This is a genomic window from Cellulosimicrobium sp. 72-3 (genome assembly GCF_013127315.1).
GTDB lineage: Bacteria > Actinomycetota > Actinomycetes > Actinomycetales > Cellulomonadaceae > Cellulosimicrobium > Cellulosimicrobium funkei.
In genome coordinates this window covers 2,358,485-2,372,982 of record NZ_CP053419.1, presented here as the reverse complement: position 1 = coordinate 2,372,982, position 14,498 = coordinate 2,358,485, and the positions used below count along the sequence as shown (strand labels likewise).

Here is a 14,498-nt window from a genome sequence, read left to right as displayed (position 1 = left end):
GTGAGCGTGGGAGCCCCGGGTCCAGCCACGAGCCCGTCCGCACGAGCGCGACCGGCGGGACGGAGATCGTCCCCGCGTGCCTGCGTCGCGCTCCGTCGCGAGGAGACGAGCATGAGCGACACCCCGGAGACCTCGAGCGCTGCCCGCACCGTGCGCCGCGCCGTCGTGCTGGGCGGTGCCGGGTTCGTGGGCAGCCACGTGTGCGAGGCGCTGGTGGGACAGGGCGTCGAGGTCGTGTGCGTCGACGACCTGTCGACCGGGCGGGTCCGCAACCTCGACGCGCTGCGTGACGAGCCGCGGTTCCGCTTCGTCGAGGGAGACGTCAGTGCCGGGATCGACGTGCCCGACCCGGAACGGGTCGACCTCGTGCTGCACCTCGCGTCGCCCGCCTCGCCCGTGGACTACCTCCGGCTCCCGCTCGAGACCCTGCTCGTAGGGTCGGCGGGGACCCGCCACGGCCTCGAGCTGGCCGAGCGCGCGGGGGCGCGGTTCGTGCTCGCCTCGACGTCCGAGGTGTACGGCGACCCGGAGGTGCACCCGCAGCGCGAGGACTACTGGGGCCACGTGAACCCCGTCGGGCCGCGCAGCGTCTACGACGAGTCCAAGCGGTTCGCGGAGGCGACCACCGCCGCGTACCGCCGCAGCCGCGGCGTGGACACGGGGATCGTGCGGATCTTCAACACGTACGGGCCGCGGATGCGCGGGCACGACGGCCGCATGGTCCCGACGTTCGTGCGGCAGGCGCTCGCGGGCGAGCCGCTGACCGTCGCGGGCGACGGGTCGCAGACCCGGTCGGTGTGCTTCGTGGACGACCTCGTCGAGGGCATCCTCGCGTTCGCGCGCACCGACCACCCGGGCCCGGTGAACCTCGGCGACCCGACGGAGCTCACGGTGGAGCGCGTCGCGCGGGACGTGCTCGCGGCGACGGGGAGCGACGCCGGGATCGTGCACGTCGACCTGCCCGAGGACGACCCGCGCCGCCGTCGGCCGGACACGAGCCTCGCCGAGCGCACGCTCGGCTGGCGGGCCCGCACGCGGTGGGCCGAGGGCCTCGCCCGGACGGTCGACTGGTTCCGCGCCGACGGCGGCGGCGAGACGCCCGTCGCGGTCGGTGCGGCGCGCGGCGGCGCCGCCGGCGAGGCGGGTGAGCCGGCATGAGGGTCTCCGTGCACGGCTGCGGCTACCTCGGGGCGGTCCACGCGGCGGCCCTCGCGCGCCTGGGGCACGAGGTCGTCGGCATCGACGTCGACCCGGCCCGCGTCGCGGCGCTCGCCGAGGGCCGCGCCCCGTTCTTCGAGCCGGGTCTCGCCGCGCTGCTCGCCGACCCGGGCGGCGCGGGGACGCTCACGTTCTCGACCGACGTCGCGCACGCGGGCGTCGCCGACGTCCACTTCCTGTGCGTCGGCACGCCGCAGTCGGCGGGCAGCGGCGTCGCGGACCTGCAGCAGCTCGAGGCCGCGCTCGCGGGGCTGCGCCCCCACCTGCGCCCGGGGTCGGTGGTGGTCGGCAAGTCGACCGTCCCCGTCGGCACGGCCGCCAGGCTCGCGACGGACCTGCCCGACGGCGTCCGGCTCGCCTGGAACCCCGAGTTCCTGCGCGAGGGGCACGCGGTCGCGGACACGCTGCACCCGGACCGGCTCGTCTACGGCGTGCCCGACGACGGCGACGCGCTCGTCGAGCGCCTCGATGCCGTCTACGCGCGGCTGCTCGACGACGGCGTGCCCCGCCTCGTGACCGACCTCGCGACGGCGGAGCTCGCGAAGGTGGCCGCCAACGCGTTCCTCGCGACGAAGATCTCGTTCGCCAACGCGGTCGCGGAGGTGTGCGAGGCCGCGGGCGGCGACGCGGTCGCGCTCGTCGGCACCATGGCGCTCGACCGCCGGATCGGCGGCGAGTACCTGGGCGTGGGCCTGGGGTTCGGGGGCGGCTGCCTGCCCAAGGACATCCGCGCGTTCGCGGCCCGGGCGCGCGAGCTCGGCGTCGGCCCGGCGGTGTCGTTCCTCGACGAGGTCGACGCCATCAACGACCGCTGCCGGGAGCGCGCAGTCGTGCTCGCGCGCACCGCGTGCGGCGGCTCGCTCGCTGGGCGACGCGTGGCGGTGCTCGGCGCCGCGTTCAAGCCGGACAGCGACGACGTGCGCAGCTCGCCCGCCCTCGCGCTGGCCCGGGCGCTCGCCGCCGAGGGGGCCGACGTCGTCGTCACCGACCCGCAGGCGCTCGCGCTCGCGCAGGCGGCCGCCCCCGAGCTCGGGTACGCCACGGACGCGCGCGAGGCGGCGACCGGCGCCGACGTCGTGGTCCTCGCGACCGAGTGGGACGAGTACCGCGACCTCGACCCCGACACCCTGGCCGACGTGGTGCGGTCACCGCGCCTCGTGGACGCGCGCAACGCCGTCGACGGCGCGCGGTGGCGTGCCGCCGGGTGGGACGTGCGCTCGCTCGGCGTCGCCGCGCCGCGCGCGGCACGACCTCAGTCGAGCAGCCCCACGGCGTAGCCCACGAAGAACAGGGCCGTCACGACGGCGACCACGCCGACGACCCCGATCCAGACCCACGGCACGGCCCGGTGCGGGCCGTGCTCCTCGTGGCCCTGCGGCGCGCTCACCTGGTCCTCCGCGGGCGGGGTCTCGCCGGGCTGCACGTCGCCGCTCGCCGAGAAGTCGGCCGCGGACGAGCGGTGCGAGGCGTCCAGCGGGTCGGGGTCGGGGGAGGCGGGTCCGGTCATGGTGCGGTCCTTCCGTCGGTGCGGTGGTGCGAGGTCGCTGCGGGTGCGGTCGTCAGGGGCTGGCGCGTCACGGGCGGCGCCAGTCGTCCGAGGTGAGGTGCGAGCCGGCCATCGGCCCCATGCGGAGCATGCCGCCGTCGACCGGCCAGGACGCCCCGGTGACGTACGTCGCGGCCGGGCCGCACAGGAACGCGACGACGGCGGCGACCTCGCGTGCGTCGCCAGGCCGCCCGAGCGGGACGCCCGGGCGAGCCGTCGGGTGCGGGTCCTCGTCCTCCTGGCCGGTCATCGCCGTCGCGATCTCGCCAGGGGCGACGGCGTTCACGGTGATGCCGTGCTCCGCGAGCTCGAGCGCGGCGACCTGGGTCAGCAGCCCGAGCCCGCCCTTCGCCGCGCAGTACGGGGCGGCCCCGACGCGCGGCGCGTGCTCGTGCACGCTGGTCACGTTCACCACGCGGCCCCCGCGCCCGCCCGCGACCATGTGCCGCGCGGCGGCCTGGGTGAGCACGAACGGGCCGTCGAGGTCGGTCGTCAGCACCTCGCGCCACGTCCCGAGGTCGAGGTCGAGGAACGGCGTCGCGGTGCCCGTCCCGGCGACGTTGACGAGCGCGTCGACCCGCCCGAGCTCGGCCGCCAGCGCGTCCACGGCGGGAGCCAGCGCGTCGAGGTCGGAGACGTCGACGCGGCGCGTCACGGCCGTCGCGCCGCGCTCGCGGACCTGGCGCGCGGTCTCCTGCGCCTCCTCCTCGTCTGCGTACCAGCACAGGCCGAGGTCGAAACCGTCGGCCGCCAGGGCGACGGCGGTGGCGCGTCCGATGCCGGACTCCGAGCCCGTGACGAGGGCGACGGGGCGCTCGTGCGCTCCCTCGCCCGCGGGGGCCGCGGACCGGGCGGTGCGGGGGTCGAGATCGGGAGAGGTCATGACTCGACCCTCCGGACCTCGTCGCCCGCACGCATCTCGGCAGGGTCCTGCGGCCCCACGAGGAGCGACCGCGCGGCCGGACGCCGCTTCCGCCAGCTCGTGCCGGACGCCGAGTACGTCGAGGTCGAGGGCGCTCCCCACGGCCTGCTCGTCACGCACGCGGCCGCGACGACCTCGGCGACGGCGATGCGGCCGAGCGCCGGGTCGAGGTCGGCGGCGTGCGGGTCACCCCGGTAGCCGCGCGCCGCGTCGTCGGGCGCGTGCGCCGGCCCCTGCTCCGTGTCGCCGTGCCAGAGCACCGCGTGCCGCTCCGGGTCCACGGCGGGACCCCACGTGGCGGGCGGTGTCGGGCCGAACAGCACCACCGACGGGGTGCCGTACGCGGTCGCCAGGTGGGCCACGCCCGTGTCCCCGCAGACGACGAGCCGGGCCGTCGCGACGACGTCGGCGAGCGCGGGCAGGTCGAGCGTCCCGGCCGTGTCGGTCACGCTGCCGGTCCCGTCCGGCGCCCCCGCGGGGCCGCCGAGGGCGGCGTCCGCGTCGGCCACGACCCGCGCGCACAGGTCGCGCTCGTCGGGGCCGCCCGTGACGACGACGTCGTGACCGGCGGCCGCGAGGTCGCGCGCGACCGCGGCGAAGCGGTCCGCGGGCCAGCGGCGCGCGCCGGACGCCGCGCCGGGGTGCACGACGACGTGGCGCCCGCGCGACCCCGGCGGGTCGAGCCGCAGGTCCTCGCGCGAGCACGCGCCGCCCGCCGCGGTGACGAGCCGGCACCAGCGGTCGACCTCGTGCTCGTCCGGGTCCCAGTCCGGCCCGTCGACCCCCGCGTCGCCCGACGCGAACGCGACGACCCGCTCCGGGCCGGTGTCGAGCAGCACCCGGTGGCTCTCGGGGCCGCTGCCGTGCAGATTCACCGCCACGTGCCCGGGGTCCGCACCGGTGAGCGTCCGCGCCTCCTGCGCCCAGACGAGCGGCTCGAGGCCGCGGGTCGGTACGACGCCGTCGACCAGGCCGAGGTCGCGCAGCCAGCCGCCGACCTCGGCGGGTGCGGCGAGGAGCACGCGCCGGCCGGGCCACGCGCGCCGCACGCCCCGCAGCGCGGGCACGGCCGTCAGCGCGTCCCCGAGCCCGAGCGCGCGCAGCACGAGGATGGTCCCCTCGTCCTGCCCCGCGAGCCCCGGCAGGTCGGGCGCCAGCTCCGTCGCGCCCGCCGTCACGGCCACGACGTCTCGCCGGACGCCATGACGAGCATCTCGCGGATCTCGCAGCCCACCGGCTGGCGCAGCGCCGTCACGACGGCGGCCGCGGTCGCGCGCGGGTCGTTGAGGTCGGCGTCCGGCCCCGGCTTGTACTGCTCGGTGCGGCCGTCGAAGAACGCGGTGCGCATCCCGCCGGGCACGAGGCACGTGACGCCGACGCGGCCCGCGAGCTCCGCGGCGAGCGCCTGGGAGAACCCGCGCACCGCGAACTTCGACGCGCAGTAGGCGGTCGCGTCCGAGACGCCCTTGAGGCCGAGCGTCGACGCCACCGTGACGACCGTGCCGCGGCGCTCCTCGAGGAACGGCAGCGCGGCGCGCACGACGGCGACCGTGCCGAAGAGGTTGACACGCACGACGCGCTCCCACGTCTCGACGTCGATCTCGTCGAGGCGCCCGCACGCGTCGGTGCCGGCGGCCGTGACGACGGCGTCGGGCGGCCCGACCTCGAGCGCGAGCCGCTCGACCGCGGCGGCCGCGGCGGCGGAGTCGGACAGGTCGACGACCGCGTGCGGCACGCCGTCGGCGGGCGCGACCCGGTCCAGGACGACCGGCTTGCCGCCCGCCGCCGTCACCGCCTCGACGAGCGCGGCCCCCAGGCCGCTCGCGCCCCCGGTGACGTAGACGGTGCCGAGCTCGCGGGGCACGGGGACGTCGGTCCGCTGGGCGGACGTGGTGGTGGTCATGCGGTGGTCTCCTCCGTCAGGGTGGGGACCCCGGGCGCGAACCGCCCGGAGCGTTCGAGGATCGAGGTCGTGGAGCGGCCGTCGACGTAGGGCAGGACGACGACCCGGCCGCCGTGGCGCCGGACCGTCTCCGCCTCGGGGAGCGTCTCCTCCGTGTAGTCGCCGCCCTTCGCCCAGACGTCGGGGCGCAGGCGGTCGAGCGCGGCCCGCGGGTCGTCCTCGTCGAACACGACGACGGCGGCCACGCAGTCGAGCGCGGCGAGGACCCGGGCGCGGTCGGCCTGCCCGACGACGGGGCGCTGCGGCCCCTTGAGCCGCCGCACCGACGCGTCGCCGTTGAGCAGGACGACGAGGTGGTCGCCCAGGCGCGCGGCCGCCTCGAGCGTCGCGACGTGCCCGGCGTGCAGGATGTCGAAGCAGCCGCCCGTGGCGACGACGGTGCCGCCCGCGGCACGCAGCCGGGCGGCCACGGCCTCGGGCCCGTCGGGGTCCGACGGCGGGACGTCCTGCGTCGCGCCGGAGGGGGTCGGCGCGCCGGACGCGCGGTCCGGCGTGTGCTCCCGTGCCGCGCCCGGCGTGCGGTCGGCGGGGGAGTCGGCCCGGCGCCGGTAGCCCTCCGCGCCGCCCGCCGCGACCCAGGCCGAGGCCGAGGCGACGGCGGCGACGACCGCCGGGACGAGGCCCTCGCCCCGGGCGAGCGCGACCGCGACCGTCGAGGCGAAGCGGTCGCCCGCGCCGCACGGGTCGCCGTGCGCCACGGTCGCGGGCACGTACGCGGGCTCGCCGTCCGCGCGCGCGACGAACGCCCCGCGGTCGCCCGCCGTGACGCACACCGCCCCCACGTCCCACGCGGCCGCGAGCGACCGCGCGAGGCCCCCGGGGTCGTCGGGCGTCGCGTCCAGGCCGAGCGCTTCCGCGGCGTCGAGCGCCTCCGCGAGGTTGGGCGTGACGAGCGCCGTCCCGGGGACCGGGGCGCCGCCGCGCGGGTGCGGGTCCCACACGAGCGTCCCGGTGCGGGCCGCGTGCGCGAGCGCGTCGCGGACCGGCCCGGCGTGGGTCGTCCCCGCGCCGTAGTCGGACACGAGCACGACGTCGGCGCCCGCGAGCGCCGCCCGCGCCGCGCGCTCCGGCAGGTCGCCGGGCCGGGCGGGGCCGCCGTCGTCGACGCGCACGACCGTCTGGCCGCCGGAGCGCACGCGGGTCTTGCGCCGCGTCGTGCCGACCTGCGGCAGCGCGACGACGTCGAGGTGCGGGCGCAGCAGGGCCCGCAGCTCGGAGCCCGCGTCGTCGTCCCCGAACGGCGCGACGAGGCGCACGCTCGCGCCGTCGGCCGCGAGGAGCGCGGTGAGCCCCGCGCCGCCCGGGCTGCGCCGGACGCCGAGCGTGTCGACGACGGGCACGGGGCCGTCGGGGGAGAAGCGGGTCACCTGGCCGTCGACGTCGCGGTCGAGGAGCACGTCCCCGACGACGACGACCTGCGGTCCGGTCGCCGTCGCGGAGGCCGGTGCGGGCGCCGGGGCCGGTCGGTCGTCGGCCGACCCGGCGCCCGGGAGGCCGGCCGCGGCGCGCGCCTCGCGGTGGCGCACGTGCGCGTCGAGCGCGGCGCACAGCGCGTGCACGACGACGAGGTGCAGCTCCTGGACGGACGAGGTCGACGCGCCGCGCAGGGCGAGCACGTCGTCGCACGCGGCCGCGAGCGCGCAGTCCCGTGGGCCCGTGAGCGCCCACGTGGTGAGGCCGAGCTCGCGGGCCCGGCGGGCCGCGGCGACGACGTTCTCGCTCTCGCCGGAGGTCGACAGGAGCACGAGCACGTCGCCGGGGCGACCGTGCGCCGCGACCTGGCGCGCGTACATCTCGGCGATGCCGTAGTCGTTGACGATCGCCGTGAGGCTCGACGTCTCCGCGTGCAGGCTGATCGCGGACAGCGGGGTGCGCTCGCCGTCGAAGCGGCCCACGAGCTCGGCGGTGAGGTGCTGCGCCTCGGCGGCGCTGCCCCCGTTGCCCGCGACGAGCAGCCGCCCGCCCGCGAGCACCGTGTCGGCGAGCCGCGCACCCCACGCGTCGATCCGGCCCGCCTCGGCGGTGAGCAGGTCCAGGCCGTCGTGCAGGTCGTCGGCGTGCGCGCGCAGCCAGCGGCGCGCGGCGCCGTGCGGGCCGTCGCCGGACCCGTCACCGGGCGTGTCGCCGTAGGGCGTCCGGGGCGCGGTCACGGTGCGCTCACCGCCCGCAGCGCGGTGCGCCCGGCCGCCACCGGCCGGGCTCGGCCGCGCTCGGCCCGGCGGGCCGTGGTGACGCGCTCGTACGACTCGGCGGTGCGCTCGGCGACCGTGACCCAGCCGTACAGGTGCTCGGCGCGCAGCCGCGCGGCCGAACCGAGGCGTTCCGCGAACGCCGGGTCGTCGGCGAGCCGGCGCAGCGCGACGGCGAGCGCCCCGGGGTCGCGCGGCGGGACGAGCAGGCCCGTGCGCCCGTCGACGACCGAGTCGAGCAGCCCGCCCACGGCCGCGCCCACGACGGGACGCCCGCACGCGGCGGCCTCCAGCGGGACGATCCCGAAGGGTTCGTACCAGGGGTCGCACACGACGGCGTCGGCGGCGTGCATGAGGTCGCGCACGTCGTCCTGCGTCACGCTGCCCACGAACCGCACGCGGTCCGCGACGCCGGAGGCCACCGCGACCGCGCGCAGCCGCAGGACCTCCGGGTCCTCGTCGAGCGCGCCCGGCGCGGGGCCGCCCGCGACGACGAGCTCCGCGCCCGGCAGCTCGGCGAGCGCCTCGATGACGGTGTCGACGCCCTTGCGCTCGACGAGCCGGCCCACCGAGAGCAGGCGCAGGCGGCCGGGCTCGCGGTGCAGGTGCTCGGTGCGGTCCGGGTCGGGCAGGAAGCGGCCGAGGTCCACGCCGCACGGCACGACGTCGATGCGGTCGGGGTCGGCGCCGAGCGCGACGAGCTCGGCGACCTCGTCGGCGCACGTCGCGACGATCCGGTCGACCGCGCGGCACAGCAGGCGCTCGCGGGCCACCCGCTCGGCGGGGCTCGTGTCGTGCGCGCCCTGGTGGCGGCGCTTGACGGAGCCGAGCGCGTGGAAGGTCTGCACGAGCGGGACCCCGAGCGGGGGCGCGGACAGCAGGCCCGCGATCCCGGACATCCAGAAGTGGGCGTGGACGACGTCGGGCCGGGGCCCGGGCTCGATCCACCGCCGCAGGAGGTCGGCGCCGAACGCGTCCATGTGGGGCAGGAGGTCGTCCTTGGGGACGGGCACGGGCGGACCGGCGTCCACGTGCACGACCTCGACACCGCGGGAGAGCGGGACGCGCTCCGGGAGGGACGCGTCGTCGCGGCGCGTGAACACCTCCACGCGGTGGCCCTGCGCGCCGAGCCGCGTGGCGAGCGACGCGACGTGCACGTTCTGCCCGCCGGCGTCGACGCCGCCCAGGGCGGCGAGGGGGCTGGCGTGCTCCGAGATCATCGCGATCTTCATGAGGTCACCTCCGTCAGGACCGTGTCCCAGCGCCGCAGGAACGCGACGTGGGAGTAGTGCTCGAGCACGTGGGCGCGGGCCGCCCGGCCGTGCTCGCGGGCGTCGTCGGGGTCGGCGAGCCAGCGCCGCGCGGTCGCGGCGAGCTCGTCGGGACGGGCGCTGAGGAGCCCCGCGGACGCGGGCACCGCGACCGGCGCCTCGGTGGTCGGCAGCGCGAGGACGGGCATCCCGAGCGCCATCGCCTCGAGCAGGGAGAGCCCGAGGCTCGTCCAGCGGTAGGGGTGCAGGTAGGCGCGCGACGTCGCGAGCCGCGCGTGCATCGCGGCCTGGGGGACGTCGTCGTGCAGGCCGTGCGGGAGGTCGTGCGGCAGGTCGTGCGACGCGGCGCCGGGCGCCGCGAGGTGCTCGGCGAGCTTGCCGACGCCCATGCCGTAGACGTCGAGCGGCACGTGCCGCCCCAGCGCGACGAGCACGTCGGTCCCGGCGACGCGCCAGCGCCGCACGGGCTCGTTGACGACGGCGCCGACGCTCGCCCGCTCCCCGGTGTACAGCGGGCCGGGGTCGGGGATGCCGTGGTCGGCGACGAGCGTGCGCGCGTCGCCGGTGTCCCACATGAGCGCGTTGAACGCCGTGACGTGCACGATCGGCACGAGGCCCTCCTCGACGACGTCGAGGTCGGCGAGCGGGTGCCGGGTCGCGGCCGCGTGGCCGGTCGGGGCGTTGTGCTCGACGTAGACGGCGGGCACGTCGCGGCCGGGCACGAGCCCGGTCCAGCGCCGCAGCAGCTCGACCTCCTCGGGGCGCTGGAGCACCACGACGTCGATCGCGCGGTCCGCCGCGAGGTCGGCGAGCTCGTCCGGCGCGACCTCGCGCGCCCCGGGCGGCCAGTCCCAGGTGCGCGCGCGGCCGCGGCCGTCGGGCCCGCGGTCGGGGACGACCGGGACCAGGTACTCGTGGCCGCCGGCGACGAACGACGTCGCCCACGACCCGTGCACGTGCCACACGAGGATCCTCATCGGGTCACCCCCACGGTCCGGAGCGGTGTCGCGCGGGGCGCGGGCGTCCCCACGACGTGCGGGACGACGAGCCGGTCGACGGCCGCGACGACGTCGTCCGGGTCGACGCCGAGGCACGGGTGGCCGGGCACCGGGCACACCCGGGCGCGCGTGCCGCGGCACGCGGCCTCCTGGTCGCCGAGCAGGACGGTCGGCACGCCCCACGGCGCCCAGCGCTCCGCGGGGACCACGGGGGCGAAGAGCGACACGACGGGCGTGCCCACCGCGGCGGCCAGGTGCGCGGGCCCCGTGTTGCCGACGACGACGCACCGGGCGCCCGCGAGCACCGCGGCCAGGCCCGCGAGGTCCGTGCGCCCCGACAGGTCCCGCGCGCGCCCGGCGGCGGCGTGCGCCGCGAGGTCCGTCTCGCCGGGGCCGCCCGTGACGACCACCTCGTGGCCCGCGCGCACCAGCGCCGCGACGAGGTCGCGCGCGTGGTCGGGCGCCGGGGCCCGGGCGGGGACGGACGCGCCGGGGTGCACGACGACGTAGGGCCCCGCGGGCACGAGCGACGACACGTCGGGCAGCGGCCCGCGCACGCGCAGCCGGTCGCCGTCGGGCGGCGCGCCGAACCCTGCGGCGCGGGCGAGGTCGAGCGCGGCCTCGACCTCGTGCAGGCCGTCCGCGCGGGCGTGCCGCACGTCGAGGAGCGAGCCCGGGTAGTCCTCGCTCACCGCGGCGACGCGCCCGACGCCCGCGACCTTGAGCAGCATCGCCGCGGGCAGCGGGCTCTGGTGGAACGAGGTGAAGACGACCGCGGCGGCGTAGCGCCTCTCGGCGAGGGTCGCGACGAGGTCGAGCACGCTCGCGCGGTCGACGGGCGGGGGCCGGTAGCCGGACCAGGGTGCGTCGAAGACGAGCACGTCGCGCACGTCCGGCAGCAGCTCTGCCGCCGCGCGCCCGGCCGGGGCCGCCAGGACGTCCACGCGGCCGCCGTCGCGCGCGGCCGCGTGCGCCATCGCCCGCACCGCGGGGCCCGTGAGCAGGACGTCGCCGTCGCTGTCGAGGCGCACGGCGAGCACGTCGGCGCTCATGCCGCACGCTCCTCGCCCGGTGCCGCCGCGGACGTGCCGGGAACCGACGCGCCGGGGGAGGGCGCGGCGTCGTGCTCCCGGGGCGGGCCGGGGAGGCGGTCGTCGAGCGCGCGGACCGCCGCGGCGAGGTCCGGCACGACGCGCGGGGCGGCGGCGACCTCCTCGGCGCGCGTCACGGGCGTCGGGACGAGGACCGGGGTTGCGCCCGCGGCGAGCGCGGCGCCCACGTCGGCGCCGATGTCGCCCACGACGGCGCACCGCCACGGCTCGACGCCGAGGTCGGCCGCCGCGGCGAGCACGAGGCCGGGACCGGGCTTGCGGCACGCGCACGCGTCGTCCGGCGCGTGCGGGCACACCTGCCACGTGTCGAACAGGCCGAGCAGCTCCTCGACGCGCGCGTTCACGGCGTCGACCTGCGCGCGCGTGAGGAGCCCGCGCCCGACGCCGGACTGGTTGGACACCACGCCGAGCCGGACCCCGCGGGCGCGCAGGTCGTCGAGCACGGCGCGGGCGCCCTCGACGGGACGCACCGCCGCCGGGTCGCCGTTGTACGGGACGTCGTGCACGAGCGTGCCGTCGCGGTCGAGGAGCACGGCCGCGAGCGGCGGCGGCCACGGCTCGAGCCCGCGCCGGGCGGCGAGCGTGCCCGCGACGCGGTGCCGTACCGCGGCGAACGGGATGGCGGCGCTCGTCCACGCCATGCGCCGCAGCTCGGGCCCGAACGCGTCGTCGCCCGGCCGCGGCCCCGGCGCGAGGCGGCGCCCGAGGAACTGCGCGGTGAGGGCCGCCCACCCGATCACGCCGAGCGCCGCGACGCGCGGGCGCCGCGCGACCAGCCCGCCGACGCCGACCGCGGCGGCCGCGACGGTCGCGACGTGCCACGCCAGACGGCCGCGGCCCGTCTCGGCCCGCTCGCGCCACCCCGGCCCGTGCAGGGCGCGGAACGTCGCGTCGTCGCGGGTCCCGGCCTGCACGCGCAGGCTCACCGCGTCGTCCGCGGGGCGCACGGGGTGCGTCGTCGTGCGCGTGCCGCGCACGAGCTCCCAGCCCGCCTCGCGCACGCGCAGCGCGAGGTCGGCGTCCTCGCGGTAGGCGCGGGGGAAGCGCTCGTCGAACCCGCCGACCTGCTCGAGCGCGGCGCGCCGGTAGGCCATGTCGGCGGTCGCCCAGGCCGCGCGCTCGAGCCCGGCGGTCCCGCGCTCCCAGTCCGTCGGACGGCGGTGCGCGGGCAGCGGCACGTGCAGGCGGCCCTGCACGCCGCCGGTGCGGGGCGTCGCCGCCGCGAGGTCGTGCGCGAGGAGGCGCGCCCACCCGGCGGGGAGCTCGACGTCGTCGTCGAGGAGCACGACCCACGGCGCGGTCGTCGAGCGCCACCCGGCGTTGCGCGCGGCGGCCGGGCCCCGACCCCCGGTGCGCACGACGCGCGCGCCGAGCGCACGGCCGGCGTCCCCGAGGTCGAGCGGGTCGGGCACCGGGTCGGTCGTGCCGAGTGGCGGCAGCCGGCGGTCGTCCGCGACGACGACCTCGGCCGGCCCGGGGGAGTCCGGGCCGTCGGCCTGGGCGACGAGGGTCTCCAGGAGCCGGTCGAGCGACGGGCGGCCGATGGAGGGCACGACGACGGCGTACGGCACCGGGGGTGCGGGACGGCCCGCGGGCGCGCTCACGCCGTCGCCCCGGACGGAGCGGCGAACACGTCGGGCCTGCGCACGAGGTGCGGGCCGAGCACGAGCGCGTCCACGGGGGCGGACCCGAAGAGCTCGAGCGCGTCGCGCGGGTCGTCGACCATCGGACGCCCCGCGGTGTTGAGGCTCGTGTTGACGACGACCGGGAGCCCGGTCAGCTCCTTGAACGCCCGGATCGTGGCCTGCAGGCGCGGGGTCGAGTCGTCGACGGTCTGGATGCGCGCGGTGCCGTCCACGTGCACGACGGCGGCGATCCGGTCGCGCCACGCGGGCGCCACCTCGTGCACGAAGAGCATGTACGGGCTCGGAACGGGGCCGCCGGAGAAGATCTCCGCGGCGTCCTCGAGCAGGACCATGGGCGCGACGGGCCGGAACTGCTCGCGGCCCTTGACGTCGTTGAGGCGCTCCAGGTTCTCCACCGGTCCCGGGTGCGCGAGCAGGGAGCGGTGCCCCAGCGCGCGCGGTCCGAGCTCGGCGCGGCCGTCGAACCACGCCACGACGCCGTTGTCGGCGAGGATGCGCCCGACCTCGGCGGGCAGGTCGTCGGGCGTCGTGAACGGCACCTGCGCGGTGCGCAGCCACCGGGCGAGCGCCTCGTCGCCCCAGGCCCGGCCGAGCGCCGCCGAGCCCATCGGCTCGACGGTGTCGCCCGCCTCCGCGGCGAGCTGGAGGGCGGCGCCCAGCGCCGTGCCGGAGTCGCCCGCCGCGGGCTGGACCCACACCTCCTCGAACGGCGACTCGCGCCAGACCCGCGAGTTCGCGACGCAGTTCAGCGCCGTGCCGCCCGCCATGGTCAGCACGCGGTCGCCCGTCTGCCCGTGGAGCCACGTGGCGAGGTCGACGAGCACCTCCTCGAGCCGCGCCTGCACCGACGCCGCGAGGTCGGCGTGCTCGGCCCGGCCGCCGTGCGCGGTGCCCCACGTGCCGTCGTCCGTGCGGCGCGGCGCCCAGCGCTCCCAGTCGGGCACCTCGGCGACGAAGCCGCCGTCGCCCGTCGCGTAGAGCACCTCGCGCAGGTCGTCGAGGAAGCGCGGCTCGCCGTACGACGCGAGCGCCATGACCTTGTACTCGTCGCTCGACCGCAGGAAGCCCAGGTGCTCGGTGAGCGACTCGTAGACCAGCCCCAGCGAGTGCGGCAGCTCCTGGCTCGCGAGCACCTCGAGGCGGCCGTGGTCGTACCGGCCCGCGAGGTGCGACGAGCGCTCCCCGCGGCCGTCGAGCGACAGGACGCTCGCGACCGGGAACGGCGACGCCAGCGCGGCCGACGCCGCATGCGCCACCTCGTGCGGCACGAACCGCACCGTCGAGGGGGACAGGCCCGGCAGGGCGGTGGCGAGGAACTGCGGCGCGCGCTCGGCGTACTGCACGCGCAGCCAGTCCCACGGGTCCGGTAGGCCCATCTCCTCGGCGGGCTTAGCCAGCGCCGGGTCGAACGAGTACGCGACGGCGTCCAGGTCCTGGGGGCGCAGCCCGCCCTCCTCGAGGCACCAGGCCATCGCCTTCTCGGGGAGCTCCCACGCCGCGAACGGCAGCGGTCGCTTGCCGTGCTTGCGCCGCGAGAAGCGCTCCTCCTCCGCGGCGGCGACCACCCGGCCGTCGACGACGAGGGCGGCGGACGGGTCGTGGAACAGGGCGTTGACTCCGAGGACGCGCATGG

General features: G+C 78.4%; 12 protein-coding genes. 2 read left to right on the top strand and 10 right to left on the bottom strand.

Translation table 11 applies throughout. The annotated features are described in order from the left end of the window. The first annotated feature begins 111 nt into the window (after nucleotides 1-111). Together HKK73_RS10775 and HKK73_RS10770 are read left to right on the top strand one after the other, a co-directional pair. Nucleotides 112-1,158: an NAD-dependent epimerase/dehydratase family protein gene (locus tag HKK73_RS10775; protein WP_171467973.1), complete on the top strand. Its 1,047-nt coding sequence runs from the start codon at nucleotides 112-114 to the stop codon at nucleotides 1,156-1,158. After that, nucleotides 1,155-2,495: a UDP-glucose/GDP-mannose dehydrogenase family protein gene (locus HKK73_RS10770; protein ID WP_171467972.1), complete on the top strand. Its 1,341-nt coding sequence runs from the start codon at nucleotides 1,155-1,157 to the stop codon at nucleotides 2,493-2,495. The genes HKK73_RS10775 and HKK73_RS10770 overlap by 4 nt, the downstream gene beginning before the upstream one ends. On the opposite strand, the gene HKK73_RS10765 is transcribed toward HKK73_RS10770, so the two are convergent. From HKK73_RS10765 to HKK73_RS10720, 10 genes are all read right to left on the bottom strand, one after another. Further along, nucleotides 2,471-2,725 (bottom strand): DUF6480 family protein, encoded by a 255-nt coding sequence (locus HKK73_RS10765; RefSeq protein WP_043654002.1) that lies wholly within the window; start codon nucleotides 2,723-2,725, stop codon nucleotides 2,471-2,473. The two genes, HKK73_RS10770 and HKK73_RS10765, sit on opposite strands and share 25 nt — an antisense overlap. 67 nt (nucleotides 2,726-2,792) lie before the next feature. Beyond that, complete coding sequence (locus HKK73_RS10760) at nucleotides 2,793-3,647, bottom strand: SDR family oxidoreductase (RefSeq protein WP_114553581.1); 855 nt, start codon at nucleotides 3,645-3,647, stop codon at nucleotides 2,793-2,795. Further along, nucleotides 3,644-4,870: a glycosyltransferase family 9 protein gene (locus tag HKK73_RS10755; RefSeq protein WP_371810545.1), complete on the bottom strand. Its 1,227-nt coding sequence runs from the start codon at nucleotides 4,868-4,870 to the stop codon at nucleotides 3,644-3,646. The genes HKK73_RS10760 and HKK73_RS10755 overlap by 4 nt, the downstream gene beginning before the upstream one ends. Next, a complete protein-coding gene (locus HKK73_RS10750) occupies nucleotides 4,861-5,589 on the bottom strand; it encodes an SDR family oxidoreductase (RefSeq protein WP_034652895.1) in 729 nt (242 codons plus the stop codon). Before HKK73_RS10750 ends, HKK73_RS10755 begins: the two co-directional genes overlap by 10 nt. Next, nucleotides 5,586-7,799 carry a PfkB family carbohydrate kinase gene (locus tag HKK73_RS10745; protein ID WP_253705619.1) on the bottom strand — a complete coding sequence of 738 codons (2,214 nt, stop codon included), beginning with the start codon at nucleotides 7,797-7,799 and terminating at the stop codon, nucleotides 5,586-5,588. Before HKK73_RS10745 ends, HKK73_RS10750 begins: the two co-directional genes overlap by 4 nt. Beyond that, nucleotides 7,796-9,070, bottom strand: a complete 1,275-nt coding sequence (locus tag HKK73_RS10740; RefSeq protein WP_171467971.1) for a glycosyltransferase — start codon at nucleotides 9,068-9,070, stop codon at nucleotides 7,796-7,798. Before HKK73_RS10740 ends, HKK73_RS10745 begins: the two co-directional genes overlap by 4 nt. Further along, a complete protein-coding gene (locus HKK73_RS10735) occupies nucleotides 9,067-10,086 on the bottom strand; it encodes a glycosyltransferase (RefSeq protein WP_085387825.1) in 1,020 nt (339 codons plus the stop codon). Before HKK73_RS10735 ends, HKK73_RS10740 begins: the two co-directional genes overlap by 4 nt. After that, nucleotides 10,083-11,159: a glycosyltransferase family 9 protein gene (locus HKK73_RS10730; protein WP_171467970.1), complete on the bottom strand. Its 1,077-nt coding sequence runs from the start codon at nucleotides 11,157-11,159 to the stop codon at nucleotides 10,083-10,085. The genes HKK73_RS10735 and HKK73_RS10730 overlap by 4 nt, the downstream gene beginning before the upstream one ends. Beyond that, a complete protein-coding gene (locus tag HKK73_RS19360; protein WP_305792566.1) occupies nucleotides 11,156-12,823 on the bottom strand; it encodes an HAD-IIIA family hydrolase in 1,668 nt (555 codons plus the stop codon). Before HKK73_RS19360 ends, HKK73_RS10730 begins: the two co-directional genes overlap by 4 nt. After that, nucleotides 12,820-14,496 carry a carbamoyltransferase C-terminal domain-containing protein gene (locus HKK73_RS10720; protein WP_043660497.1) on the bottom strand — a complete coding sequence of 559 codons (1,677 nt, stop codon included), beginning with the start codon at nucleotides 14,494-14,496 and terminating at the stop codon, nucleotides 12,820-12,822. Before HKK73_RS10720 ends, HKK73_RS19360 begins: the two co-directional genes overlap by 4 nt. Nucleotides 14,497-14,498 lie beyond the last annotated feature (2 nt).